The sequence below is a fragment of the Niabella hirudinis genome, from assembly GCF_051201075.1.
Taxonomy (GTDB): Bacteria; Bacteroidota; Bacteroidia; order Chitinophagales; family Chitinophagaceae; genus Niabella; species Niabella hirudinis.
On record NZ_JBPEHJ010000005.1, the window covers coordinates 329,185 to 355,971 of the forward strand.

The window sequence follows — 26,787 nt, forward strand, 5'->3', positions numbered from 1 at the left end:
TCACCATCAAAAACAAAACAATGCTTCAGGACCCTAACACCTCCACAGAATTTTCGCTGTTCGAAAATGAATTCCTCTATACCCGCGCATCTTCCGGAAAACGCCTGCTGAATTTAATAGTAGACTCGATCGTTTTTTACGTACTTATTTTTCTCCTTGCTTTTTTTATGGTATCCGTTTCACCGGAAATAGCCCCCTATATTGCATCTGACAACGGAGGTTTCAAGCTGTTCAGCAACCTGCTTTATATGATTCTCTACGCACTTTATATGGGAGCCCTGGAATCTCTTTTAAAAGGCAAATCGCCGGGGAAATATCTTACCCGGACCCGTGCTGTAAATATTGACGGCACGCCTATTACTTCCCAAACGGCCTTCCTGCGCGGATTTGCCCGGGCCGTGCCTTTTTGTGCATTCAGCGCCCTGGGCACCCCCTGTGACCCCTGGCAAGACCGGTGGACAAAAACAATGGTAGTTAACGACCGGGAAAGCGGCTCTTAGGAACCTACCAGCTGCTGCCTGCCCCGCCGCCGCCGGAACTGCCGCCACCCCAACTGCCGCTGCTGCCCGAACTGGAGGAGCTGCCGCTGCCGGAACTGCTTGAATCGGATGGCCGGCTCTTTTGTGGGATCCTATACTCTTTTTGCTCCCGGTGATGACAAAACTTACAGGTATATACTTTTAAACCCACACCACTGCTGGAGTAGGTGGCCGGCTCAATCGTCCTGTCTGATTCGAGATAGTAGGCCATCGTATTGCATTTGGGACAGTGGCTGTATTTGCTGCTGAGCAGCACTCCATGCAGCTTAAACGCTTTTCCTCCCTGCTCCGCCCATACATCATAATCTACAGATTGCAGCCGTTCTTCCATTTTCTGGGCTTTAGTGAGGTAGGTGTTGTCTTGTTTTTCATCCAGCAGACGCATTTCATTTCCGGCATTGCTGATCAACATCCCATTGCGGAGCCGGGCCAGGTATTGCCCGATTCTTGCCCGGAAATAAAGGAGCGGAAAGGGAAATAGTTTATCTGCAGCCGTTCCTTTCCAGTGCTGATCCAGTTGCCGCACGTAGAGATACAAAAGGTCATCCTCGGTACGCTTTTCCTCCTCCGCTCTTAAACAGCGCAGCAGTCCTAAAACGGTTAACCCCAGGTAGCTGATCCCAAATAAATAAAAAAAGACCAGCCCCGTAAAAATATTGATTGGGATCGTAAAAATAAAGAAGAGCAGGAATGGCAGCCCTGCATAACAGCACAAGAACTGGATTGCGGACAGCCATCCCGGCCGCGCCGAATAAAAGAAGTTTTGCTGATCCTTCGCTTTAAACCGGCGCGTAAACCACACGATCAAATAGATCACATAGAACAACAGGACCCAAAAACCGCCCCAACCCACATGCTGCTTATAAAGAGCAAAAATATTTTCAGGAAAAGACCGGCTCACCGGGCTTGTTATCGTGTTACCGTATGACGGCTCGGAAGCAGGCGCATCCGGGGGAAATGAAAGAGCGCCGGATGTGTTACCGCCTCCACCTCCCGTGCCCGTGTTCCCCGAAAGCAGCTGTGCCACCTGTTTCACCCCCTTCAATACTGCTGCGTCATAATTCCCCTGTTTGGCATACGGCACCATATAGTCTTCCTGGATCTGTTTGGAAACAAGATCCGTTAGCGTTCCCTCCAGCCCGTATCCCACTTCAAACTCCATCCGCCGCTGATCCATTACCAGCAGGACCAGCACTCCGTTGTTCTTTTCTTTTTGGCCTACTCCCCAATGCCGGAGCAGTTCCATAGCAAAATCCCTGGGCACTTTTTTCCCAATGGAGTTCAGCACCACTACAGCCACCTGGTCGGTGGTAGCCTCTTCCAGTTGCTTTAGATCCGCATTGATCTCCGCTACGGTACCACCGCTTAGAACACCATCCGGGTTACTTACATAGTTAAAACCGGGCTGCGCCCTGGGGTCCGGAACGGCTTTAACGGTCCACCTTTTTTGTGCCAGGGCAGGCGCATTTATGAAAAACAGCAGGGTTAAAAAAAGTGCCGCCAATTTCAGGTGTGTCATTCGCAAAACAAGGGTTAAATGGCAACAAAATAACAAAAGATCAGGGAACCGGGGATGTATTTTATCACACCCGGTTCCCTGAAAATACCATCTGTGGTCCAGGCAATTGATGCCCTTACTTTTTTTGGTCCAATACCACCCAACGGTTTAATGTGTTGGTAGCCGATTCCAGCACCACTTTATAAAAACCGGAAGGCTGATCCTTTACATCAACCGTCAAATGCCTTTGCCGGAGCGGTACCTCGCCCACCAGCTTATAGGAGTCCGTTCCCCCGGTTTTGACCTGGTTGGTAGTGGTGATCCAGACTTTTATCCTACCCTGCTCTTTGGGGTCCAGCGGAGTCCAGTCAATATCGAGTTTATGCTGAAAATAATTGACCCGCATATCCGCCAGGGATACTTTTCCGATCATAGGAACACCATCCAACTCACGCGCCACTGCCGGAGAAACAGTAATGTTCATAAAACGCGCAATGGTTGGAAAAATATCCACTACGCCCGGGATATAATGATCCGGATAGGTATTCAGCCCCGGGTTATTGGTGATGATCCAGGTGCTGCGCTGCCGGGGCGACTGGCCGCCATGCCCCATACCATTGGATTCCGACCGGCCATGATCGGTGGTAATAACGATCATCCAGTCTTCCTTAAATTTTTCCTGCCGGTAGCGGATCGCATCCCAAACACGACCCATTTGCCGATCCAGCATTTCCACCGCTTCATAAAACTTTGGCGAATCGCCATAGCCATGTCCCATATCATCGGTATACTCCAGGTAGATCCAGGAAAGATCCGGCGACTGTTGCCGGATGCTTTTTGTAGCCTCATCTACCACGTGTTCATCAATCCGGTGCATTCGGTGTACCGGCCCGCTTTTCGGGAATTTAAGCGTATCATGCTCAAAACCATCCGCGGCGATATCCACATGAATCTTGTTGGTTTCCGCAAGGCCATCGCCTACCAGTTTTGTGCGGTTATCGAGCCAGCTTGAGAAAACAGCGATCTTCTTTTTCGGATACTGGTCTTTTAATAACCGGAAGATGGTGGGGTAATGATAATCGGGCGCCGCAATATTGTTATCCCAAACATTATGTTTATTGGCCCAGGTACCCGTAAGCAGGCTGTTGTAGCCCACTGCAGAAATAGTGGGTGTTTCCGAATAGGTGCCTTTGCCGCCTCCCACGTAAGCCCGCGTATACCGCCCGGCCTTTGCAATAGCATCCATATTGGGTGTGGCCACCGACTCAATCACATCGGCCGGGATTCCATCAGCAATCACAAATACCACTTTTTTTGTGCGCTGGGCAAATAAAGTGGCCGAACAAACCAGTAACCCCACCAAAACAAGCACTTTTCTTTTCATAAACGTCTTTTCAATATTTATCAATAAACGCGCATGCTTAAAAACCATGTGCATAATATTCGCTTTCAAAGCCACCATCCTTATACAGCTTCAAAATAGCATACCCCGGCGGTGTTTCAAAATAATAACCCGTGCCCGCCGAATCCTTATCACCCTTTCCCCACCAGAACCCGCTCATGGCGCCATTGCAGCAGTACCATACACCATTGTAAAAAGTCTTATCATAAAGATGGTTGTGCCCGCTGAGTGAGGCCCTCACTTTATCCTTATGTTTATAAAAAAGGTCCTTTAGTTTTTTATGATCACTGTGATTACCACCCACCAGTATCGGCGTGGCGCCAAAGGTAGGGTAGTGAGACATGAGCAGCGTTGGTGTGCCGGCGGGCGTTTGGGCAAGATCATTTTCCAGCCATTGAAACTGTTCGTCATCCAGGGAAATTTTACTGTTATTGCCATCCAGTATAATAAAGTGCCAGCCGCTGCGGGTAAAACTGTAGTAGCGATGGGGTATCTTTAAACGTTTTACCACGTAGTCTTTGCCATACATGGGATCCTTTTTGTCCGGCGCAGCCCACCACATATCATGATTTCCCAGGCAGCTGTAGATATCATATCCCTTAACCTCTGTGATACAATCATCCCATATCTGCCATTGCTCGGTCACACTTTCCCGCTTCACATTATCATAAGAGGCGTCATGAATGGAGTCCCCCGTGTTGAGGACAAAATCGATCCCTGCTTTTTTGATCTTTTTCAGGCAATCCTTAAACCGTTGCGGGGCGTTGTCTCCCGGGCGAATGTGCACATCGGTAATATGCGCTAAAGTGAGCACGGGTTTCTCCTTACGGGGGCCGGCATTAACAGCGAGCGGCGCTGCGGCCAGGGCGGGCAAACTGCCCAGGAATTTTTTTCTGTTCATAGTTTTTTAAAAACAGGGCTGCCCGGTATTCCCGGGCGGCCGTTTAATTGTAATATTTTATAGTTAAACCAGTGGTACATCACCATCCAAACGGCTGTTTGAGATTCGGGTTAACGATGATCTCTTTGGCCGGAATGGGCCGGTAATAATATTTAGGCTCCACAAATTTACGCTTGTCAGGTGTTGCGGTTACGATAATATTTCCCCCTGCGGCGCCGTTTTTCAACTGCACCGGCACGTCTTCGGAAATTGAGCCAACCTTATAGTATACCAGCAACTGCCCCAAGGCATTCTTATCTTTGTGAGCGTCATCCGGGATAGCTTCCCCCGATCCGATCAGCTTGATGTCTTCCACACCATCGCCGGTCATATCGTATTTCCCCGCACCGGGAAAATACATTCCTTCCGGGTACACCTCCATTAATTTTCCAACGCTCCAGCGAAAAATATCGCGGGTCCGGTATCCTTCAAATGCCAGCTCCGCCCGGCGTTCCCGGCGTATCTCCAGGATCAGTCCCTTGCCGGCACCACTCACATTGGGATACTGCGCCGCCAATATGGGGTCAATATTGCCATTGGCCGCTGCTATACTAAGAGCAGGAAGTCCCACCCTTTTTCGCAACAGATTAATGGAGCGGTTAATATCATCCTGGGTTGCCGAACCCAGCTCGGCCGCGGCCTCAGCATAGGTCAGCAATACTTCTGCATAACGAAGCGATGGAAAATCGACATTGAGCTTATCGTTCGTTGAGGAATTTCCATATCCTTTTATTAAATAATAGCCGGTAAAATATTTAGCAAACACCGGTACATAGGCCCTGGGAGGGTTGGAGCTTCGGCGCAGCCATCCGGGATAATTAATGGTCGTATACAAACGGGGATCCCTGTTTGCAAACTCTTTTACAAACTGAAAGGTCTGGTAACCGGGCTGATCGGTATAACGGGTTCCGTCCTTCATCAAAAAGCTCTGGATAAAAGCCTTTGAGGCAGACATTTCATAGTTCAGGAATGCATAGTCCCAATCGGGTGCTGAACGCTGTTTCGCTACGTCATAGTCGATATACTGTATCACTTCTTTATTATCAGAAAGGCTGGCACTGTTAAACAGTCTTCCGTAGGAGGCTGAATCCTCCGGAATGGCAAACCCTCCGGTGCCGGTCATGATTTCATTAGCCAGCGCCTTTGCTTTTTCGAAATACCCGTTGGCCGTTGCCTGCAGGTTCAGCTCCGGATGATATTTCCTCCAGGTACCTTCAAACAGGGCTATTCTTGCATAAACGGCTTTAACGGCCCACTTGCCGGGTGTGCCCTTGGGTACCGATTCTTTTACATTATTGGATGCAAACTCAAGATCCGCCATCACGCTGTCCATTATCACCGTTCTGGGATCAGAAGGTTTATTCAGAAGCTCCTGGTCACTGGGCGTCATAATGCCCGAGTACCAGGGGGCATCGGAAAAAGCCAGTACTTTATCATAATAAAAGCGGGCCCGGTAATACCGCGCCAGGCCGGCATAATGTTTTTTAACGTTGTCATCAACCTGCGCCTTCTGGTAGTTTACCAAAAAATAGTTAACATCTCTTAACCGTGTCCAGCTCCAGGGGCCGCTAAAGTTTTCAGGTGTAAAATTTCCGAGCATAATATCAAACCCGCTGCGCTGGCCGGTTGTGGTGGCATTATCCGAAACTTCATCTCCAAAATAATCTCCGCCGGGGTTATCCAGCAAACCATTGATATACATGGAAAGATCCTGTTCGGATTTAAAAAATACCTCCGGAGATATAAAGGTTTCGGGGTTCTTAATCAGGTAATCTTTTGTACAGCCGTTTCCGGTAGCAAGTGCTACCAGGAGGCCGATAACTATTTTTATCTTAAACTGCTTCATTGCTTTCTTATTAATTTAAACAGGAGGGTTAAAAATTGATCTGTAAACCACAGGAGTACTTCCGCATAAAAGGATAAGAGTACCCATCTGTATCAATGGCTTCGGGGTCAAAGAACTTATCCATTTTAGTAAACTCGAATAAGTTTTCGCCTGTTACAAAAAGTCTTAAACTGCTCATCCCTATTTTACCCGTAAGCTGTTGTGGCAGGGTATAACCCAGTGTAAGGTTCTTAACCCTCAGATAAGCTGCATTTAGTAAATACCCGGTCTGCGGTATATCCAGCCCCTTATTCTCCCGATTGTCTGCCAGCCAGGACTGTAATACAGGGTATCTTGAATTCAGGTTCTGATCTGCCAGGCCCAGGCGGATGTACTCTGCAGAATGCTTGGCCCGGGTTGCCGCATCATCCGGTGTTGCCCGGTAAAAATCAAGCAACCAGGGATAGTAGTTGGCATAGGGTTGCTGATAAGCTCCCCAGAACAGGTAATCGGCGGGGTAATAGTCCTTTTTACCAACTCCCTGCAGAAAAACGCTCAGGTCAATATTGTTCCAGCTGAAGTCCAGGTTAACGCCATAGCGATACCGGGAGTTAGAATTGCCGATCACCACATAGTCCTTCATATCCTTACCGGTGAGGGGTTTTTCAATTCTTCCGTTTTTGTCCTGGTCCACAAACTTCATCCATCCCGGAATGATATCCAGGGAGCCCCAGGGAACAATGCCGGATTCATCTAATGCCGCAATTTCTTCCGTGTTCTTAAAGAATCCATCGCTTACAAGCCCGTATATGGCATTAGGATCCTGCCCTACCCTCCAGCGCGACAGGTCCTGCTGTTCATTATCCACCTTTGTAATGCGCGACTGATTGTCGCTCAGGATCACCTTTGCATTTACCGATAGCGGTTTCCCGGCTACATCGAAATTATTATTGTACGTTAAAGTCAGTTCCCATCCTTTTGTCTGCAGATCCGCATTGTTCTCCGGTGGTGCCGATGTGCCCATTACAGCAGGTACCACGCGGGGAGTGTAGATCATATCGGTCGTGTTCCTGAAATAGTAGTCGAACGAAGCGCTAACACGGTTTAAAACCGTAATATCCGCACCCAGGTTCAGCTGACCCACTTTTTCCCAGGAAAAGGTATTGGGGTTGATGCGCAGCTGGGGTGCCGTACCGGCCACGGTTGCAATATTACCGCCGATCAGGTAGCCGGATACCCGGGTATCCAGCCGGTCATTGATCCGGAAAAGCGGCACGTTCTGGTTGCCCAGCCATCCGTAAGAGCTGCGCAGTTTGAAATTTGTAAGTACTTTGGAAGGGCCTTCAAAAAATCCCTCTTTGTGCAGGTTCCAATACCCGGCAACAGATGGAAAGAAACCCCATTTATCACCTGGTAAAAAACGGGAAGATCCGTCATATCGGGCATTTCCCTCGATACCATATTTTTCTTTATAGTTATAGTTGATGCGGCCAAAAACGCCCTGTATTGCATAGGCGCTGTAGCCGGCGCCCTTGGTTACCGGGCCGGTCGTAAGTTCTAAAAATGGCGCCGAAGGAGAAATCAGCCCCGTGGCGTTAACATTGGTGCTGCGAGCCTCCCAGTTCTCCTGGTTATACCCTGCCAACACGGTAAATGCATGATCACCCAGTTTTTTATTGTAGGTCGCATTCAGATCATAGATATCCTGGGTTAAGATACCGGTTGATTCATAAACGGACCCTGTAAGATCGCCTTGTTCCCGCACGTCATTGGGGCCATAACCGACCTGGTAGCTCTTGGAGTAGCGCCCCAGGCGGTTCATTTCCCGGCGGATACTGGCCTGCCCTCTGACAATCAGGTCTCCTTTTAAAAAGGTAGCGGTAAAGCTGGGAATATCCTGAAAGCCCGTTAACCTTGAGCCATTCCTGCCGCCATCCTGTATGGCAGCGGCCAGGCGACCACCGGAGGTATTGGCCCAGGTACCATCGGGGTTTTGGGCCACATCGGTGGGCACCAGGTTAAAGAGCCCTCCAAAATTATTGGGATTACTCAATACATTCGGCGCTACGCGATCCGTTTGATATACCTGCATATTGTTCTCGATCTTCAGCCATGAAAAGGGCTTAAAATCTACTTTGGCCCGGGTGTTAAACCTCCGCCAGTCATCGCGGGCCAGCTTTAACAGCCCGTTCTCCTTGGTAAAACCCGCAGACACATAATAATGAATAGGCTTTTCCGCATCCCTGCCGGTACCCCCGGAAAAAGTAACAGTGTGTTGCTGGGAAAAAGACGACTTATTAAAAAAGTAATCGGCCCAATTGGTATTCCCCATATACTGCCATGCAGTAGCGTCTTTAGGGTTAACACGTACCGCGGGCAACGAAGGATTCTCCGACCGGTCCTTTGCCCATTTATAGTATTCATCGTCAAACTTTACATATTTCCAGGGCGTGTTCTCCGTTGATATCTGCAAAAGACGCGAGTACACGTAAGGATCCGTAATGGGCACAGGCGTAACCGATTGCCGGCTTTTTGTAAAAAAATTGGAATAACTCACCTGCGTCTTTCCCATTTTGCCACTCTTGGTTGTAACGAGTATTACGCCAAAGGAAGCGCGCCCGCCATAAATGGCTGCGGAAGCAGCATCCCTTAGAACAGTGATGGTTTCCACGTCATTTTGATTCAAAGAGTACAGATCACCGCTGTTTGCCACTGAACCATCAATCACAATGAGCGGTTCTCCTCCGTTAATGGAGGTTAGTCCCCGTATATTCAGGCTGGCCTGGGTTCCGGGCGCTCCGTTGGTAAACCCGATATTCAGGTTGGGACTCAGCCCCTGCAACCCCTGCACCAGGTTGGATACCGGCCTTTTTGCAATCTGGTCGCCTTTGATCTGATCAACCGCGCCGGCAACATGGGCCCGTTTCTGCACTCCGTACCCCACGATCACAACCTCATCCATTCCATGGTCTGCCTGTTTAAGAATAACATCCAACGGCACGGAGGCGCCTGCCGCAACCTCCTGGGTCTGGTATCCTACAGATGAAATATTCAAAATATCATTTTCTGAAGCCTGAACCGTAAACCGGCCTGCGGTATCGGCCAGTACAGTAGTAGCCGTTCCTTTTACAGACAGGGTGGCACCAGCAAGTGGCGCCCCTGATTCATCCCTGACCGTACCGGTTATTTTTTTGGCCTGTGCCAGTGCCGGAACAACAGAAATGAAGAAAAACAACAAGACAAGAAGCGAGGATCTGATCATAGCGATTTGTTTTTGAGTTGTCAAAACTATTTAGAATCAAGACACGTTATTATTATATTAATGTTACCCTTTTATCCGGATCAAAAAAGTGAAAGAAATTATCAAAACAGCATCACATGTAGTACTGGCAAGCATTACAGCGGACGGTATTCTTTTTCAATATGCAATTTATTGAATGAATGTTTAATTAATTTATTTTTTTTAAAATATGCGCAACCGGTTGCACAACTGCTCCTTTTTACAATCGTATCGTTAAATTTGTTTCTGCAACTTCCGCATTGGGGTGAGGTATGAAGAACGGTAAAAATCGATGAGGCCGTATGATCTCCTTTTTTACAAAAGCCATCCTCCAAGGCAGCAAACAGGCATATATTTCACTTATATTTGACTAAAAAGCATGGGGCGCAAAAGTCTTAAAGAAACCCGTCAGAAACAGATCATCAGGGCCTTTTACAAACTGGCTAAAAAGGAAGGATTGGAAAATGCCTCCATTGCAAAAACGGCCGATTTGTTAAAGATCAATCCCAGCCTGGTGATCCACTATTTTAAGACAAAGGAACATCTGGTCTATGGCCTTGTAGAATACATCCTGGACCGCTACCTGCTTATCTTTGAAGTGCCCGAAACGGTTCAAACGAATCCCAAAAAGAAACTGCTGGCGGTTATTGACAATATATTCTCCCAAAAATGGAATACGCTTTTTGATGACAGCGTTTCCTACAGCTGCTATTCGCTTACCTTCAGGGATAAGACCATCAAAAAAAAATACAAGCTGCTGCTGGACAGCCTTCGTAACAACCTGGAGGCTCTGATCAATGATTGTAATGAGAACGGATCCCTGCAGATAAAAGACACGGCGGCTGTTGCCGATCTGGTGTTCATCCTGGTGGATGGGGCCTATTATTACCTGAGCCTTGTAAGCGATAAAAGCGAGTATGAAAAAAAATTAAGTACTTATAAAAAGCGTGCACTCGGACTACTAAACGCTGCTACTTCGGCGGCTTCCTGATAATAAACACAACGGCCGTTACGGCAATAACGCCCCAGGCCATGTTCACTACCAGGTTTGGATAATCTTTCAGATCCAGCGCATGAAGGATCAGTCCCAGCGCACCAATCATATTCAGTACATGGTACAACGGCTTCTCCGCCTTTAGCCGGTTCAGACTTAAAAGCAGATAAGCCAGCAGGTAGGCAATGCTCCCTACCCATCCCACAACCGAGGACATGTTATCGCCTGATAAAAAAAGATAATAGTGCATGACCTTTTCTTTGAACTGATTTCACATTTTTATGGTCATAAAATTAACAGAAACATATTTGTCGCTCCGATTTAAATATAAAGAAATTAAGATGTGTGCCGCTATTTGAACAATGCCCCTTAAAAAATGCAAAAAAGCGCCCTGAGGGCGCTTAAAATAATCACCGGCGTACCCGCCAGACTATTTTCGTTTTAAAGAAGGGATCAAAAGCATCTTTGCCGCATCCCGGTAGTCGACCAGCAGCAGTGCGCCGCGCTCCGAAAACCGGTACATCCTTCCGGTAATGAATCCTTTTACGGTTAGGGCTGTCCCTCCGGTATATTCAAACCATATATCACTCCAGATGCCGGTTGCCGATGCCCCCGCCTGACCGCTGCTAAGTACCAGCGGGCCTCTCTTGTTGCCGCAATTACACATGATCGCTCATTTTAATCTTCTTTATAAAAGGGCGCATCCGGCTTATCCGTTGCCCGATCCAGCAGGCAGGCCGCTCCTGAAACCGCAAACCAATATAAGAACCGTTCTCCCCAACCGGTGCCCAGCCCGTACCCGAAAGGAAGCGCAACCCAGATGCTTGTACAGTAAAAACAATCCATCAGCTTTCCCCAAAAACGGCTGCCCGCCTTTTTACGAAGGAGGAACACCACATCAAACGGTCCATCTTCTTTGGTGACCAAATGAGTGATCCTCCATACAGCCAAAACAGAGAGCAGAAAGTAAAACATATTCTTTTCAGTTTCCGGTATACCCGGTCCTTCTTTGCGGATCAAAAATCAGCCCGGCGCTGTATTCCATCAGGGTTCCAGGGCAAAGGCGGCCACCCGGTAGGGAGCATCCCTGCCACTTTGACGATAGGTACCATCCGTGGCCATTGCAATAACAGAAAGGGTTTCTGCAAAAGCTGCTTTACCGTTTCCACCGGCATAGCAGCTATCCAGCAATTGGGCGGGCGTAAAATGTTTCCGGTAAATACCGCCGGTCAATACATAACCCGAAGCACCATCGATCACCATGCCGGAAGCTCCTGCCCCGGCCACAGCGCCGCAAGTACCCTTTGATACACCAAAACTGAATACGGCAAAATCATTCGGATGTGTAGCCAGGAACGACAATTCCAGATCGGCTTCCAAACCGCCGGGTTGGTATTTTACAAACCCACAGCAATCTGATGCTGCCGGGGCTCCGTTCACATTCACCGTAAAGACCGCTGAATTGCAGGCACTGTTATCTACCCGCACCAGCATCTTAAACGCATCTGCGGTTGTAGCCGTTGCACCGGCCAGCAAGGCATCCGGGGCATTCACACTCGTATCCGCATCATCAAACTCCGGAACCTTAAATGTAGCTTTTGCAATATTGGTCAGCAGGACGCCGGATTGGTTAAACAACTCCAGCTTAAATTCATACAGGCCATCGCCGCCCAATGCCGCGCCATTCTTCAGTTGCGCCGAATCGATACCGATGGTATGGGTATTATGAGTGCGCTCATACCACTGCGGATCAGTTTGCGGAGCATTGAACGGAGCCTGACCGGGGCGTTCCGGAGGGATGATGTACAGGTTATTTTCACTTCCCACTGTAAAGGGCCCCAGCTTCACCTTATCATGCCCGATCTGCTGATCCCCATTGCTGTCCGTAAAAATAAAATCATAATACTTATACTCCGGGGTATCTATTTGTTCTACAGAACCGCTTACAGGGTTCAGATCTGCTGCATTTACCTTCCGGTAGCTCCACCGGTAATAATAGATGTCATTGCGCGGCAATCCCTGGCCAAAGCCCATGTAAAAATTAAAAGTGCCGCCAAAGGGACGTTTATAGTCTCCCACGGATGTAGAGAAGAATCCATCACCAATAGCCGCCGCATCTGTAAGACCGATGCGGTTGTATGGAACCGATTGCCCCGCCGGAGCCTGTGCCCCATTTTGCTGGTTGACATGGGAAACGCTGGTACCACCGATGCTCCGGATCATCACCAGGTCGCCAGGGAGCGGGCAATTACAGCAGCAATCCACCGGAACACGCGGATCGGTAATGTGGATGGACAGTTCGGTTCCGCAATTATAGTTCCAATAGGTATTGCAGGGCCTTGGCGGATCGTACACCGTGGTCCACACCCCATTTACCAGGTATTCTACCCAGATATAGACATCGGGCCGGTCTCCAAAACAACGGTATAAGATACTGGCATCAAAGCGCCCGTTCGCATCAGTGTAAACCACTTTACGCTCTGTACAACGGTAGAGCCAGGGCCACCACCGGGGCCATAAGCAGAACCAGGGGTGCAGGAGTTCATAGTTATTGACGATCGTGTTCCGGATCTGGTCCAGACTGCCGGACAAAAGGCGTTGCCTGATATCCGCTCCTAAATCGGGCAGCTTTTCTGCCACCTGTAACTGTAATTGCTCTGGTGAGGGTGTTTTAAAAATATCCATTTGTGGTGCAGCAGTTGCCCGCGGCGACCGCAAAAACGGCAAGGGGTCGGGCACGGGAATGGGGTTCCGGATCACTTCTTCCGGGTGCAGTAACAGTTCCGGAATTTTTGCAATAACCGGGTCCGGTATCCGGTGAATCCAATAAATGATGGGATCGATCTCACAAATATGCACCCGGGCGCGGCATACGGGCCGGTCCTCCCATTGATCTCCAAACCGGAACCACTTGGATACCTTGCCGGTGACCCGGCAGCGGCAAACCAGCCAGAAGCGGCTGATGGCAGCAGGTACCGGCAATATGGAAACCTGCCCCTCTGCGTTCCTGTTGCTAAGAATGGCCTCATAGGGTTGCAGTGTTTCAAGATCTGCAATGGACTTTATGCCCTGCGCCTCCTTACCGGTTGCCGGCGCCAGGAACACGCGCAGCTCTTCCGCACCTACGCCATTCTTGCCTGCCCGCATGGCTGCGGCCTTTGAAAGATCAAACTCCAGCACATTATTCCGCACCTGCTGGATCTGCAGCAGCATTCCATTGCAGAAAAAAAGAAACCCGAAAACCGACAGCTCTTTTTCCGGCGGCTGCTCATAATTTACTGCCAGCGACAGCTTTTTTATTGCTTCCATAAAATATATTTAAAACGTTTAGAATTTGAGAATCGAGAATCCAGCATCGAGAATCCAGAATCGAGGATCCGGAATCGAGGATCCGGAAAGCACGCACCTATGCATCCTCCCCGTCATCTTTTGCAACGGGGCAGCAACGGTACTCCTGCGATTTTTCCAGCAGCTCGATCTGTTTCCGCAACAGGTCGTTTTCCAGCTGCAACCGCTCTTTTAACAACGGTTCACAAACATCGCATTCATCCAGGCAGCCCTTTACAATGATGCCCGGTGTAGGAAGGGAGAATTCCGCTTCAAACTCGATGGTCCGTTTGATCTCATTGCCAACCTTTCCCGTTTTATCGATCAGGCCTTTGCCGGCCAGTTGCTCATCTACCTCCTTAAGCGCTTTTGTTCTGGTGGCGTCATCAATCGGACTCCCCGTATCTGCTTTAACGCCGCTGGCCGCTACAGCTGTGGCCCTGGGTGCTTCAAACAGCCCACTGAGGTTGGTATTTACAGACAGCGTGCTGATGCGCCCGGCAGCTACCGCTTCTGCAGTCCGGTTCAACGCTATGGTGGCCGGTATATCCTGCGGAACTAATGCCACCGGAAGCTTTGCTGCGCCGGGTTTCAGCACACCACCTACAGGTGCATTTTCATCCAGTACGCGCCTTTCGATGGCAACCAGTTCAAATTTTATCCGTTGTTTTTTGTTCAGCCGGTAAAACATATAGGTAACCGCGTGGCATTTATTCAGGTTGGAAAATTCTCTTGAGGATGCTTCAAAATGATCCTGGGATTCTCCTTCGATATGGGTGCGGCTGCTGACCTCTCCGATAGAGACCGCATGCGTTTTCCTTGAAGCCTCCGCCGCCTGGGAGGCAGCGCTTTCCATGTGCGAACGCTGCTGGTTGAGGTAATCAAAGGTGGAATGGCTGTTATGGCTGCCCTTGGCATTGGTGCTGGCACTGGCACTGAGGCTAAAAGGATTTACGCTGCCGCTGGCGTCTCCATGAAAATCCCATTTTCCTTCTGAAGAGCTATCGGCCTCGCCGGACTGCGCCGCCGATGCGTCTGCCATATATTTTTGTACGGCGGACATATAGTATTGCTCCTCCGAGATCTGCTCGCTCCGGTAGCTGAGCTTTGTTTCACTATCATAACTGAACGTACTTCTCCTGTCGGTGGTTGACAGGCGCACTTTTTCGCCCGGAAGCAGCGTGGTACTGTACACCGGGTCGCCAAGCACCAGTCCCAGGGTGCATCTCGAAAATCTAAAGCGCAGGATCACTTCCACCACCACATTCCTCCTGCCGGCCACCAGCGTGGCTGTAGGATACGTAAGTACCCGGCTAAAGTTGATCACATCGCAATGATCATCGGGGGTCAGTTCCGGGCAACAGGGAATCCCCGGCTCCTGCGCCGAAATATGTTTAGACATTTCTATGAGTTTTAAAAATTAAAAAATGAAGGACTGCAGTTTAAAGAGAGGCAGCGAAAGAACAATCAACGGTCCGGCCGGAATAAGAAGTTCATTACACCATGCTGATGCCATATTTACAAACGTCTTTCCTTAAAGGCAGCTTTATACAAAACTACTGTCCTGCAAAAGCGAAGTCAATCGCCAAATGGGGCGATAACAGCTGCAATGGCCCCGGGCCGGTTCTTTTTGAAACCGTGTTACAATAAAAGAGTCCTATTCTGCAACAAGGTTTTAATAAAAGTCCCGAACCGGGCCTATTGCGTTTTCCCGTTGCCGTAATTTTGTACCATGGAAACGGCTGAAAAAATCAAATGGAAGGTAGCGGGTATGGATTGCCCTACCTGCGCGCTCACCATTAACAAATACCTTGAAAAAGAGGGCATGGAAAATGTGAAGGTGAACTTTGCTACCGGTGCTGTCAGCTTTGAGCTAAAAGGACAAAAGAACGAGCTGGCATTATCCAAAGGCCTTACCGGGCTGGGTTATACCGTTGTTGAACACCAGGAGGCTCTGGCACAAATCCATAGCCACGACCATGGCAAAAAAGGAGGCTGGTTAAAAACTCACATGCAGCGCTTCTGGTTTTGCCTGCCCTTTACGCTGATACTGATGCTGCACATGATACCGGCCCTGCATTCCAATAGCAATTGGAACTGGCTGATGCAACCCTGGATCCAGTTTGCCCTTACCCTGCCCGTGCTCGCCACAGGCATATCTTACTTCGGCGTCAGCGCCATTAAAAGCATCCGCAACCGCATGCCCAATATGAACGTACTGGTGACTATTGGCGCTCTGGCTGCGTTTGTATATAGTTTATATGGTACATTAACAGGGCAGGATGACTATATTTTTTATGAAACTGCCGCCACGGTGATCACCCTGGTGTTCCTGGGTAATTACATGGAAGAGCATACTGTGGCTTCCACCCAGGCTCAGCTAAAAAAACTGGCGCAAAAACAGGTGGTGATGGCCAATATGATCGCCTATGACCAGGAGCACAATGAAAACATCTTCCCCATAGAAAGCAGCGCCCTGCGTACCGGTGATCTGATCCTTATAAAAAGCGGCGAGCAGGTACCGGCAGACTGTAAGATTTTGTGGGGCGATGCCCATCTAAACGAAGCCATCATCACCGGAGAAAGTGTTCCTGTAAAAAAACAATCAAAAGATCAGCTGATCGGCGGCAGTATGATGACAGACGGCACGGTAAAGGCACAGGTAACAGCAGTCGGAAAAGATAGCGTTATGTCCGGCATCATCAACCTGGTCAACGAAGCGCAGAGCGAAAAGCCGCCCGTGCAGCAAATGGCGGATAAGATCAGCGCTGTTTTTGTTCCCCTGGTGGTTGGCATTGCCTTCCTTACGTTTCTTGTTAACTGGATCGTTTTACAGGATTTTACCCCGTCACTGATGCGGGCCATTGCCGTGCTGGTAATTGCCTGTCCCTGTGCTATGGGCCTGGCCACCCCCGCCGCTATTGCCGTTGGACTGGGCCGTGGCGCGCGCAACGGTATCCTGTTCCGCAACGCTACCAGTCTCGAAAACTTCAAGGATATCCGCCAGGTAGTGTTTGACAAAACCGGCACCCTTACCACCGGAAACTTTACCATTTCCGGTTTTCAGATATTGGATAACAATATCTCCGAAGAAGCCTTTAAAAACATCGTGTATTCGCTGGAAAAATACTCCAATCACCCCATTGCCAAAAGCATTACCCGTACCTGGAAAACGAAAAATGAAATCCGCTGGAAACAAATAAAAGAAGAAAAAGGGAAAGGCATGTTTGCCACCGATAAAGAAGGCATGGCGTATGCAGCCGGGTCCTACGAAATTACCGGCGGACAGGCTGGTTCCGACCATCACAATATCTATGTGATGTGCAACGGGCAACTAATAGGTGCCGTTGAACTCAGCGATGAGCTGCGGCCGGAATCCCAAACGGTGATCCGCTATTTCCATAGCAAAAAAATTAAAACCATTTTACTCAGTGGCGATCGTTTGTCAAAAGCCAGACAGGTTGCTGAAGAGCTGGGCATTGATGAAGTGATTGCCGAAAAAACACCGGCGGAAAAATTACAGATCATCGGCGAAAAAAATACGCTGATGCCTACGGCGATGGTGGGCGATGGCATCAATGATGCACCGGCGCTGGCAAAAGCCACCATCGGCATCAGCATGAGCGATGCCACGCAAATTGCCCTCCAAACAGCGCAGGTGGTGCTTACCAATCATGGTTTAAAAAATCTGCCCCTGGCCATGGGTTTGGGTAAGCACACCTATAAAACCATCAAGGGCAATCTTTTCTGGGCCTTTGCTTATAATATTGTAGCCATCCCGGTAGCGGCGGTGGGGCTGCTTACACCGATGTTCGGCGCACTGGTTATGGCCTTAAGCGATGTAGTATTGGCGCTCAACAGCGGAAGGCTGGCGGTGAAGAAGGTGGTATAATTTGTTCCAGGTTTAAGGTTTCACGTTGGACCCTGCTTCAAACTTGATGTCCGGCTTCCACAATGCGTTTGAATTGACTGAAGGGCCGAAAGCAAATAAAATCTGACAACTAAAGGAGGGTTTCATGTTTGACGTTGGAGTTAGGTTTCAACCGCCATCCATTCCGGTACGTGCGTTAAAAAAGGACTACAAAAAATGCATGGCTCCATAAAACTTCAATGTAACATTAAACAGAAAATCAATGTAACTTTGAATAGTGAATAAACGAGGGATCAGCAATAAAGGTTATAAGAAGATCAAAATCTATGGAACAGGTGTTGCGGGAAATTTTAAAGGAGTATTTTGGTTATGACCATTTTCGCCCGCTGCAGTCAGAAATCGTTCAGGCAGCCGTAAAAGGAAGGGATGTATTGGCGCTGATGCCTACCGGCGGCGGAAAATCACTCTGTTACCAGGTGCCTGGCCTCTACAAGGACGGCCTCTGCCTGGTCGTCTCCCCTTTGATCGCCCTGATGAACGACCAGGTACAAAACCTGCGAAAAAAAAATATCACCGCCTTTGCCATTCACACCGGCATGTCGCGCAAGGAAGTGATCCATGTGCTCAAAACAGCAGCCCACAGCAATTGCAAATTCCTGTATGTTTCGCCGGAGCGGTTAGAAACAAACCTGTTTAAAGAATACCTCCCTGCATTGAATGTTAACCTTATTGCGGTAGATGAAGCACATTGCATCTCCCAATGGGGTTATGATTTCCGCCCACCCTATCTCCGGATTGCCCGCCTGCGGGAGGAGCTGCCCGGTATACCCGTGATGGCACTTACCGCTTCAGCCACGCCAAAAGTACAGGAAGACATTTGCGAAAAATTATCACCCGAAGGGAACAACATATTCACCGTATTCCGGCAGTCCTTTGAGCGCCCCAACCTGTCTTACAGCGTGTTTAATGTAGCCAGCCGGATCCGGAAGATCACCGAAGTGCTGGAAAACGTGCCGGGCTCGGCCATCATTTACTGCAAAACGCGCAAACACACCAAGGAGCTCAGCGAGCTGCTGCTGATGGAAGGCATTGCGGCAGACTATTATAATGCCGGCCTGCCTGCAGAAGAACGTACCCGCAGGCAGCAGGACTGGATCCGCAGCAAGACCCGGGTAATTGTGTGTACCAATGCTTTTGGCATGGGAATCGACAAACCGGACGTGCGGGTAGTGATCCATGCCGATGTACCGGATTGCCTGGAAAATTATTACCAGGAGGCAGGGCGCGCCGGAAGAGATGGAGCAAAATCCTATGCTGTTTTACTTTATAGCCCTACAGAACTGGAAGCGCTCGAAAAAATGCCCGACCAGCGTTTTCCCAATCTGGAAACCATCCGCAAGGTATATGGAAGTATTGTGCATTACCTGCAGTTGCCTGAAGGAGAACCTCCCGGCGAATTTTACGATTTTGATTTGAAAGACTTCATTAAAAAATTCGGACTGGATGTAACCTCGGCCATTTATAGCCTGAAATCCCTGGAGCAGGATGGCTGGCTCACCTTTAATGAGCAGGTTTTTATACCCCCCACCGTGCGTTTCAGCGTTTATAAGGAGGCTTTGTACGAATACGAAGCAACCTACGCCGACCTGGAGCCGCTTATAAAAACGTTGCTGAGAACCTACGAAGGCATTTACGACTATCCCATTGGCATTTCGGAAAGCTATATCGCCTACCTGATGAAAACAGATGCCCCGCTTATAAAAGAGCAATTGCTCCGCCTTGATGCAGACGGCATTATCGAATACCGGCCCCGTAAGGAAGATCCGCAGCTGATGCTGACCCGGACCCGGATCCGGATCACAGATCTTCATATCAACATGAAGAACTATACCGCCCGCAAGCGATTGTTTACCGAGCGGATAGCACAAATGAATCGTTATGTGCTGGAGGAAACAGCCTGTCGCAGTAAAATGATTGGCAACTATTTTGGCGACAGCCACATAAAAGACTGCGGCGTATGCGATAACTGCCTAAAGCGAAAAAACAGCCAGCTTACACGCGAAACCTTTGAGACTATCCAATCCCGGATACGGGAAACACTTACCGAACCCAGTACCATTCCCCAGCTGATGACCCGTTTGCAGGGCGCCGATAAAGAGCAGATCTGGACGGTTATTAACTTTCTTACCCGGGAGGAAAAGATCCGGATGCTGGAAGACGGAACCATCTGCTGGAACCCATAATGGCTTGGTTATTGTGAGTATGATGTTTAGCCCTCACTCTAAAAATAGTGAACAAACACATGCAACAATTAAAAAGAATCCGGGTAAAATTTGAGCAACTCAGGAATATTGATAAAAAAAGAGAACTATTTGGCGCAAGTACGCATCAATACCGGCTAAATCCGGTACTGCTGCCGGAGCAGGTCCGGAAATTTGAAACCGAGCACCAGGTGCAGCTTCCGGAAGACTATGCAGCATTCCTCACTTCCTTCGGTGATGGCGGCGCCGGTCCTTTTTATGGTTTGCGCCCGCTGGAAACCACCCGGATTTGCTTTTTTGATCATACCGGCCAGGGGGAGCATCAATATTTTGACCTGGCCCACCCCTTTCCGCACACGGAAAAATGGAATATGGAAACGGAGCTGGAGGAACTGGACAAACAGCTGGAAGCCGCCTGCGAAACCGGCTGCGAAGCGCTGGAAGAACAGCTTTTTGAAAGAAAATGGGACCTTATCAGCGGCACCGGGCACGACCAGGGCCGGCTTTACCTGGCCGACTATGGCTGCGGGGTACAGGTGAGCCTGATCGTAAACGGGCAGGAGAAGGGCAATATGTGGACCGATAACCGGATCAATGACGGGGGTATTCATCCGGCTACAGAATTAGGCAACAACGAAAAAATAACGTTCCTGAACTGGTATGAATTGTGGCTCGATAACGGCCTCCGGAAAATGCAAAACAAATTCCAGGCAGTGTTTACCGGGGTATAGGGCCGGTTTGCGGCGCCGGTTTCCGATCCTCTTAAGTAAGAAATCTAAGCATTGTTGCCGGAAGACCGGCTATCCCTTATATAACGGATCAGGCCGCTTACAAGCAGCCATTGCGCGCCTACATAGGTAATCATAATGGCCCAAACACCCCAGACTGCCGGATGGTAGAATTTATTAATAGCCAGAACGGAATCCGACACTACAAAAAAAATAGCCCCGGTTAAGATAGTACGCCCCGTTTTATGATCCCTCAGGTCATATAAATGCATAGCAAGCAACAACATGCAACTGATCACGATTCCATAAATCAATACCGGGATCTTTAGCGCTCCCAGGTGGGGAATTAAAAAGCTCATGATAAAAAAATAATAGACGCCTACAATAATGGCTGTATACCATTTGCCCGCAATCGCTTCCCGCACTTTCATAAAATGAAAACACAGGATATAAAAAACATGCGCAATTAAAAAGGAAATCAATCCCAGGATAAAGTATAATTCGTTGTTATTGGCAAATAGTAACAGCGTATCCCCGCCAATGGAGAAGACCAGGGCACCCATAATCCACTTTTTAAACGGCGAATCAATTCCGGCGGTTTCTGAAATAAAAATCCCCAGCAATGCACCTACCAGCAACGGTTTCAAAACAAACTGCAGAATATTATTTTGCAAGGCCATCCCTGCAAAATACAAAAACACTACGCCCATAAAGATGCGATGCCATGAGGCTGGTTTCATCATAAATTAAAAATAAGCAATTGCTGTAAAAAATGTCATCCCCCCGGTCGCCACGAAAAACAACAGCACCCAAACATTGGTTATCTTTGCCCCATGGAATTATACGCAGCATCACTCACTTCATATAAAAGACTGTTAACCAAAGAAGTAAAGATCGGAAACCTTTTACTGGGCAACCATCACCCCATCCGGGTGCAAACCATGACCACCACCGACACTATGGATACAATGGGCACGGTGGAGCAATCTATCCGCTGTATTGAAGCCGGTGCGGAGCTGGTGCGGATCACAGCTCCATCTAAAAAGGAGGCGGAGAACCTGCTGAATATTAAAAATGAGCTGCACAAAAGGGGTTATAACACGCCCCTGGTGGCCGATATTCATTTTACACCCAATGCTGCTGAAATTGCGGCGCGGATAGTAGAGAAAGTACGGGTAAACCCCGGTAACTATGTTGATAAAAAGAAGTTTGAACAGATCGAATATACCGATGCGGAATATGCCGAAGAAATAGACCGCATCCGCGATCGTTTTACACCCTTACTCAAAATATGTAAGGAGTATGGTACGGCCATGCGCATCGGCACCAATCACGGCAGCCTTAGCGACCGGATCATGAGCCGCTATGGCGATACGCCTATGGGCATGGTGGAGAGCGCTATGGAATTTTTACGTATCGCAAGAGATGAACAATATCACCAGATCGTGCTGAGTATGAAGGCCAGCAACCCCATTGTGATGGTGCAGGCTTACCGGCTGCTGATCAAAACCATGGATGAGGAATTTGGCGAAATTTACCCACTGCACCTTGGCGTTACCGAAGCAGGCGATGGTGAAGACGGGCGCATCAAATCGGCAATCGGTATCGGAACCCTTATGGAAGACGGGATCGGTGATACCATTCGTGTTTCGCTGACCGAAGACCCGGAGCTGGAAATTCCCGTATGCCGGGATATTGTTAAAAGGTATTGCCCCCCTGCCCCCCGGAGGGAGCCCCCCCTCACCTCCGGGGAGGGTTGGGGAGGGGCCTACAATCCTTTCCAATCCAAAAAACATAGGACCGTCAGCATCGGAAACATTGGCGGCGAACAGGTGCCCGTAGTAGTGGCCGATCTCAGCAGGCTGCCTGCTATAACACCGGCATCATTAAAGGCAGTAGGTTATACCTATGATGCCGTCAATGATAAATGGCATATCGCCGATGCAGCTGCAGATTATATTTATACGGCTAAGGCCGAACTGGATTTTTCCTTACCGGGTCTGTTGAAGGTGATCACCACACCAGAGCATTGGGCTGCTGCCAAAGATCATACAAAATATTTTCCCCTGTATGAGGCAGATACCTTTCTGAATACCAGTACAACAAGCAGGGTCCTGAATTTTGTAATGCTCGATGCCGATTATTTGCCGGCATTGGATGCTTTAGCAGGGAAAACAAACATCGTGCTTTGCCTCAGCAGCCCGCAAAAAAACGCGATGCAAATGGTACGCCGCATCTGCATTGAATTGGAAGAACGAGGTATCAACCACCCGCTGATTTTTATTACAGACAGCAACTGGAGTACGGCCGATGAGCACCTGATCCATTTTGCAACCGAAACCGGCGCCCTGTTCCTCGATGGTTATGGCAATGGTATTTGCCTGGGTATGAATGAGCAGGCTTACCAGCAGTTCAATGACACCCAACTGAGCGGGCGCCGCTATACTTTGGCTGCTGACACAGGCGCTGCCGAGCAGTTTATGAACAACACCGCCTTTAGTATTTTACAGGCTACCCGTACCCGCATTTCAAAAACCGAATATATCTCCTGCCCTTCCTGCGGCCGTACCCTGTTTGACCTGCAGGAGACCACCACAAAGATCCGTTCCGTTACCAATCATCTCAAGGGCGTAAAGATTGCCATCATGGGATGCATCGTCAATGGCCCCGGCGAAATGGCCGATGCCGATTTTGGTTATGTAGGCAGCGGCCCGGGGAAAATCACACTGTACAAAGGCAAGGATGTGGTAAAACGGAATGTAAACAGCGATATTGCCGTGGAAGCACTCATCGACCTGTTAAAAGAGAATGAGGTATGGATTGAGCCTTAGGGGAAGCAATCAGCCTTAAGTGATTCGTTTGTGGCCGCCGGCATTGCGCCTGCTTTTCCCGATGGAGCATTCAAACACGGGGCCGGGCATCAAATACCAAACCCCGCGTTTGAAACGGTCATATCGATCCCATCCCAACCTGAAACCTTAAACATTAAACCTGAAACTCTTAAAACAAGAGCAGCGACTGCCCCCCAACTTTTTTCCTGGCCCCGGTTGGACGTATATTATAGGTAAATGTGGCCATATAATAATGGCCCAGTACATTGCCCCTGCTGTACTTAAGCATGTTCTGCGCCAGTACCACATCGGTGTTATTCATTTTCCGCAGGATATCATATACACCCAGTCGCAACACACCGGCTTCATTCTTAAACATGGTAATATTCAGCGCCGCATTCCAGCGTACAAACCGGCGCAGCGCGGGATCCACAATAGCACTGTTTTGTATAAAGGCTATATTGTTTTCGAGAATGATATGTTTGGGCCAGCGCAATATCTGCTCTGAGCTGATCTCATAATTGGTAACATTATAAGACTGGAACAATGTGGTATTGGAATTCCGCACTTTTTGACCGCCATAGTTGATGTTGTTATTCCATTCAAACACATCATTCCAGTTAAGGCCGATACCACCCCAGAGGTTTACATTATTCCGGTACTGCTTACTCTTCTGGTAATTATAGCTGAAAAAATTCTCATTATATTCATAATAGAACCCGACATTGGAATTCATTGTAAACCGCTGTGAAAATTTATTCTGCTTATTGATGCCTCCGTTGCCGGCTATACTTTTTCCTCCATCGGCGTTTACCGGCAGGATAAGCTGCGTACCATTGCCCTGTAGCACCACATTCTGGATCACATCGTTTTTTATAGTGGCGGCCCTGGCCCAACCCCATACATTGAGCCCCAATTTGGGATCATTTGCGTTCATATTAAGTTGTACGCTGTGACGGATGGCTGGCAGCAGATCCGGGTTTCCTTTATTAATGATATAAGGATTGGTATTGTCAAAAACGGGGATCAGATAACGGTAGTCCGGAAGGATAATCTCCTTCCGGTAATCAATATTCAGCTTCCCGTAAACAACGCCCAGCTCCGGCAAAAAGCTGTTCAGCCGCTGCACTACATCTTCCGGCATGGATACCAGCCGGTTTACAAAACGTTGTGCCTGGTAGCGGAGCCTTGGGGTTAGAGCCAGTTTTTTATATTTATATTCCAACCCTGCGGCTGTTGAAAAGCTGTTGCTGGTACGGTTAAACCGGTTGCTAAGCTCATTGTTCAGGTGGGTAAACTGTCCCGAATCGTCAAGGCCGTAAGTATGAATGGTATTGCTCAATTGTTCATATTCGTACCGGGCATCCACCCGTACAGAAAGATTTTTAATGACGGGCTCACTATAGTTGCCATAAATGCTGGCATTTAATGTGGGTACTTTTTCATTCCGCAGCTGATCAAACAAACTGTCATTAACCTGCGGATACCTGTATTGGATGGCAGAATGCGTAGTGGCTTCATTATCCCGCAGCTGCCAGGTCAGCTGGTGGTTCAAATTAAATTTCCGTCCTTTTTTTGCCCGGGAAAGCCGGTTGTAATTGAAATAATGCCGGTAATTCCTGCTGATATTATTCCGGTCCAGGTCTACCCGGCCATCACTTAGATTCCCCAGCACAGAACTGGTGTTGTTTGCAAGCGTATAGCGATCGTCAACGGTATTCCCTGCCATATAGTTGATCCCTGTAAGGATACTGGTAAGGGAATCCGGCCGGAACTTTGCACCCAAACCGACATTGTGGGCATTGATCAATACTTTAGCCTTTTCGTCTTCTGTTCTTTTTAAAATAGTATCGCCGTTGTTATATTCGGTATAGCCATCGTTCTGTACATCCACTTTTACGTTCCCGTAAAAATACTGTCCAAAAATAGATTTTTTGCTATTGGGCGAATGATTGATATTTAATCCCAGGCCCGAGCTGGTGCTGATGCCTCCGTACTCCGTAATGCCGCCAAAATTGATATTATTGATCCGGATACCCGTTCCCCCGCTGGCATTGCGCCAGATGCTGATGCTGCGATTGCTGTTTACATCGCCGTTCCGCTGCATGCCCCCGGTTTGCATCAGCTCAGAAAAACTAAACCCCGGGCGGTTAAGATTATTCGTATAGCCCAGCGCGCTTACCTGCAAGGTATCTCTGAATACATTGGCGATGGCGCCCGCCTCATAAGTACCCGCCGTACCGCCACCTGCATAAGCTTTTCCAAACATCCCCTTTTTGACACCTTTTTTAAAAGTAAGGTTGATAACTTTGCCCACATTGTTCATATTATCATCGCCTCTGCGCATCAGTTCTTCCTTATCATCGGTTACCTGTACTTTATCGATCACATTTGAGGGAAGATTGCGTGTGGCCATTTTCGGATCATCCCCAAAAAAGGCCTTTCCATCCACGGTAATGCGGTTCACTGGTTTACCGTTTACGGTAATATTACCATCCCGGTCTACCTGTACACCGGGCAGCTTTTTCAGGAGGTCTTCCACCAGCGCGTTAGGCAACGTTTTAAATGCCGCTGCGTTAAACTCAATCGTATCCTTACGCACCGTCATAGGCGGCCGCTCCGCTATCACCAGCACCTCGTCCAGCGATGTACTGTCCGGCGTCATCCACAACGTATCCAGGCTGAGGGTGCCCGAAGTCAGTGTAAAATCCTTTCGCCATACTTTGTACCCAGTAAATGTAGCAATCACCCGCAGGGGTATATGCAGCGGCAGACCGGGAATTTTAAACACGCCGTCCGCTGCCGATAAACGATACGTAACAACACTGGTATCCGCAGCATTGTATACTGTAACCGTGGCCAGGTAAAGTCCCTTTTGAGTTTGGGCATCCAGCAGCCTTCCGCTGATGTTGCCCTGGGCATACAGCCATCCGGCACATAGCAACATCAGGGCAAGCATTCCTGTTTTCTTCATGAGCATTCTTTTAAGCAAGGTTATTGAAAAACACAACTTCAGTTTATGCCCTGTGACGAAACGGCAAAACAATGGTATAAAATGAGGAAATTGCGGGGGTAAAAATATACGACAATATTCGTATTAAAAAATCGTAGATAGCTTTTAAGAAAACGATAACTTTTGAGACCGGTGCAAATGTTCGTATATTGATTTTTTGGGATTGGAGGAAAAGGTCGCTACCAATATCCTTGCGCTTCTGGAGAAGGTACAGATTCTTTCAAAAGCAGTGGCTCTTGGAATCCATCGAAATTTATCTGCCACCTTACGCAAAAGGG

At 48.6% G+C, this 26,787-nt stretch carries 18 protein-coding genes; 6 read left to right on the forward strand and 12 right to left on the reverse strand.

All coding sequences use genetic code 11. The annotated features are described in order from the left end of the window. The first annotated feature begins 20 nt into the window (after positions 1-20). On the forward strand, positions 21-500 hold the full coding sequence (locus tag GGU45_RS12260) for an RDD family protein (protein WP_435225096.1): 480 nt from the start codon (positions 21-23) through the stop codon (positions 498-500). A gap of 4 nt (positions 501-504) precedes the next feature. On the opposite strand, the gene GGU45_RS12265 is transcribed toward GGU45_RS12260, so the two are convergent. From GGU45_RS12265 to GGU45_RS12285, 5 genes are all read right to left on the reverse strand, one after another. Then, the gene (locus GGU45_RS12265) at positions 505-2,058 is read right to left on the reverse strand and encodes a TPM domain-containing protein (RefSeq protein ID WP_435225098.1); all 1,554 of its coding nucleotides are present in this window, start codon (positions 2,056-2,058) and stop codon (positions 505-507) included. Positions 2,059-2,173: 115 nt separating this feature from the next. Beyond that, positions 2,174-3,421 carry an alkaline phosphatase family protein gene (locus GGU45_RS12270; RefSeq protein ID WP_435225100.1) on the reverse strand — a complete coding sequence of 416 codons (1,248 nt, stop codon included), beginning with the start codon at positions 3,419-3,421 and terminating at the stop codon, positions 2,174-2,176. A gap of 37 nt (positions 3,422-3,458) precedes the next feature. Further along, positions 3,459-4,340, reverse strand: coding sequence for a metallophosphoesterase family protein (locus GGU45_RS12275; protein WP_435225101.1), 882 nt, complete (start codon positions 4,338-4,340; stop codon positions 3,459-3,461). A gap of 79 nt (positions 4,341-4,419) precedes the next feature. Beyond that, positions 4,420-6,225, reverse strand: coding sequence for a RagB/SusD family nutrient uptake outer membrane protein (locus GGU45_RS12280; RefSeq protein ID WP_435225103.1), 1,806 nt, complete (start codon positions 6,223-6,225; stop codon positions 4,420-4,422). A gap of 28 nt (positions 6,226-6,253) precedes the next feature. Then, positions 6,254-9,466, reverse strand: coding sequence for a SusC/RagA family TonB-linked outer membrane protein (locus tag GGU45_RS12285; protein WP_435225104.1), 3,213 nt, complete (start codon positions 9,464-9,466; stop codon positions 6,254-6,256). A gap of 397 nt (positions 9,467-9,863) precedes the next feature. On the opposite strand from GGU45_RS12285, the gene GGU45_RS12290 reads away from it, so the two are divergent. Beyond that, the gene (locus GGU45_RS12290; RefSeq protein WP_435225106.1) at positions 9,864-10,475 is read left to right on the forward strand and encodes a TetR/AcrR family transcriptional regulator; all 612 of its coding nucleotides are present in this window, start codon (positions 9,864-9,866) and stop codon (positions 10,473-10,475) included. Here GGU45_RS12290 and GGU45_RS12295 read toward each other — a convergent pair. From GGU45_RS12295 to GGU45_RS12315, 5 genes are all read right to left on the reverse strand, one after another. Further along, on the reverse strand, positions 10,456-10,728 hold the full coding sequence (locus GGU45_RS12295) for a CBU_0592 family membrane protein (RefSeq protein WP_435225108.1): 273 nt from the start codon (positions 10,726-10,728) through the stop codon (positions 10,456-10,458). The genes GGU45_RS12290 and GGU45_RS12295 overlap by 20 nt on opposite strands. A gap of 180 nt (positions 10,729-10,908) precedes the next feature. After that, positions 10,909-11,145, reverse strand: a complete 237-nt coding sequence (locus GGU45_RS12300) for a hypothetical protein (protein ID WP_435225109.1) — start codon at positions 11,143-11,145, stop codon at positions 10,909-10,911. An 11-nt stretch (positions 11,146-11,156) separates the two neighbouring features. Further along, complete coding sequence (locus tag GGU45_RS12305) at positions 11,157-11,453, reverse strand: DUF1360 domain-containing protein (RefSeq protein ID WP_435225111.1); 297 nt, start codon at positions 11,451-11,453, stop codon at positions 11,157-11,159. Positions 11,454-11,522: 69 nt separating this feature from the next. Continuing rightward, positions 11,523-13,787, reverse strand: coding sequence for a hypothetical protein (locus GGU45_RS12310; protein ID WP_435225113.1), 2,265 nt, complete (start codon positions 13,785-13,787; stop codon positions 11,523-11,525). Between the two features lie 97 nt (positions 13,788-13,884). Then, positions 13,885-15,207, reverse strand: coding sequence for a hypothetical protein (locus tag GGU45_RS12315; RefSeq protein ID WP_435225115.1), 1,323 nt, complete (start codon positions 15,205-15,207; stop codon positions 13,885-13,887). Positions 15,208-15,537: 330 nt separating this feature from the next. Between GGU45_RS12315 and GGU45_RS12320 the strand changes: the two genes are divergently transcribed. From GGU45_RS12320 to GGU45_RS12330, 3 genes are all read left to right on the forward strand, one after another. After that, entirely contained in the window at positions 15,538-17,697 is a 2,160-nt protein-coding gene (locus GGU45_RS12320) for a heavy metal translocating P-type ATPase (RefSeq protein ID WP_435225117.1), read from the forward strand. Positions 17,698-18,002: 305 nt separating this feature from the next. After that, complete coding sequence (locus GGU45_RS12325; RefSeq protein ID WP_435225119.1) at positions 18,003-19,919, forward strand: RecQ family ATP-dependent DNA helicase; 1,917 nt, start codon at positions 18,003-18,005, stop codon at positions 19,917-19,919. Between the two features lie 59 nt (positions 19,920-19,978). Then, on the forward strand, positions 19,979-20,668 hold the full coding sequence (locus tag GGU45_RS12330) for an SMI1/KNR4 family protein (protein ID WP_435225121.1): 690 nt from the start codon (positions 19,979-19,981) through the stop codon (positions 20,666-20,668). Between the two features lie 44 nt (positions 20,669-20,712). On the opposite strand, the gene GGU45_RS12335 is transcribed toward GGU45_RS12330, so the two are convergent. Further along, positions 20,713-21,408: a lysoplasmalogenase gene (locus GGU45_RS12335; protein ID WP_435225123.1), complete on the reverse strand. Its 696-nt coding sequence runs from the start codon at positions 21,406-21,408 to the stop codon at positions 20,713-20,715. Between the two features lie 90 nt (positions 21,409-21,498). On the opposite strand from GGU45_RS12335, the gene ispG reads away from it, so the two are divergent. Beyond that, entirely contained in the window at positions 21,499-23,496 is a 1,998-nt protein-coding gene (gene ispG / locus GGU45_RS12340) for a (E)-4-hydroxy-3-methylbut-2-enyl-diphosphate synthase (RefSeq protein ID WP_435225124.1), read from the forward strand. A gap of 169 nt (positions 23,497-23,665) precedes the next feature. Here the strand turns inward: ispG and GGU45_RS12345 are convergent, their stop codons facing one another. Continuing rightward, positions 23,666-26,470 carry an outer membrane beta-barrel protein gene (locus GGU45_RS12345; protein ID WP_435225126.1) on the reverse strand — a complete coding sequence of 935 codons (2,805 nt, stop codon included), beginning with the start codon at positions 26,468-26,470 and terminating at the stop codon, positions 23,666-23,668. Positions 26,471-26,787: the final 317 nt, after the last annotated feature.

What these genes read in the sequence shown, in the direction of transcription:
- GGU45_RS12260 (WP_435225096.1), top strand. Translation starts at nt 21, where the DNA reads ATGCTTCAGGACCCTAACACCTCCACAGAATTTTCGCTGTTCGAAAAT.
- GGU45_RS12265 (WP_435225098.1), bottom strand. Translation starts at nt 2,058, where the DNA reads ATGACACACCTGAAATTGGCGGCACTTTTTTTAACCCTGCTGTTTTTC.
- GGU45_RS12270 (WP_435225100.1), bottom strand. Translation starts at nt 3,421, where the DNA reads ATGAAAAGAAAAGTGCTTGTTTTGGTGGGGTTACTGGTTTGTTCGGCC.
- GGU45_RS12275 (WP_435225101.1), bottom strand. Translation starts at nt 4,340, where the DNA reads ATGAACAGAAAAAAATTCCTGGGCAGTTTGCCCGCCCTGGCCGCAGCG.
- GGU45_RS12280 (WP_435225103.1), bottom strand. Translation starts at nt 6,225, where the DNA reads ATGAAGCAGTTTAAGATAAAAATAGTTATCGGCCTCCTGGTAGCACTT.
- GGU45_RS12285 (WP_435225104.1), bottom strand. Translation starts at nt 9,466, where the DNA reads ATGATCAGATCCTCGCTTCTTGTCTTGTTGTTTTTCTTCATTTCTGTT.
- GGU45_RS12290 (WP_435225106.1), top strand. Translation starts at nt 9,864, where the DNA reads ATGGGGCGCAAAAGTCTTAAAGAAACCCGTCAGAAACAGATCATCAGG.
- GGU45_RS12295 (WP_435225108.1), bottom strand. Translation starts at nt 10,728, where the DNA reads ATGCACTATTATCTTTTTTTATCAGGCGATAACATGTCCTCGGTTGTG.
- GGU45_RS12300 (WP_435225109.1), bottom strand. Translation starts at nt 11,145, where the DNA reads ATGTGTAATTGCGGCAACAAGAGAGGCCCGCTGGTACTTAGCAGCGGT.
- GGU45_RS12305 (WP_435225111.1), bottom strand. Translation starts at nt 11,453, where the DNA reads ATGTTTTACTTTCTGCTCTCTGTTTTGGCTGTATGGAGGATCACTCAT.
- GGU45_RS12310 (WP_435225113.1), bottom strand. Translation starts at nt 13,787, where the DNA reads ATGGAAGCAATAAAAAAGCTGTCGCTGGCAGTAAATTATGAGCAGCCG.
- GGU45_RS12315 (WP_435225115.1), bottom strand. Translation starts at nt 15,207, where the DNA reads ATGTCTAAACATATTTCGGCGCAGGAGCCGGGGATTCCCTGTTGCCCG.
- GGU45_RS12320 (WP_435225117.1), top strand. Translation starts at nt 15,538, where the DNA reads ATGGAAACGGCTGAAAAAATCAAATGGAAGGTAGCGGGTATGGATTGC.
- GGU45_RS12325 (WP_435225119.1), top strand. Translation starts at nt 18,003, where the DNA reads ATGGAACAGGTGTTGCGGGAAATTTTAAAGGAGTATTTTGGTTATGAC.
- GGU45_RS12330 (WP_435225121.1), top strand. Translation starts at nt 19,979, where the DNA reads ATGCAACAATTAAAAAGAATCCGGGTAAAATTTGAGCAACTCAGGAAT.
- GGU45_RS12335 (WP_435225123.1), bottom strand. Translation starts at nt 21,408, where the DNA reads ATGATGAAACCAGCCTCATGGCATCGCATCTTTATGGGCGTAGTGTTT.
- ispG (WP_435225124.1), top strand. Translation starts at nt 21,499, where the DNA reads ATGGAATTATACGCAGCATCACTCACTTCATATAAAAGACTGTTAACC.
- GGU45_RS12345 (WP_435225126.1), bottom strand. Translation starts at nt 26,470, where the DNA reads ATGAAGAAAACAGGAATGCTTGCCCTGATGTTGCTATGTGCCGGATGG.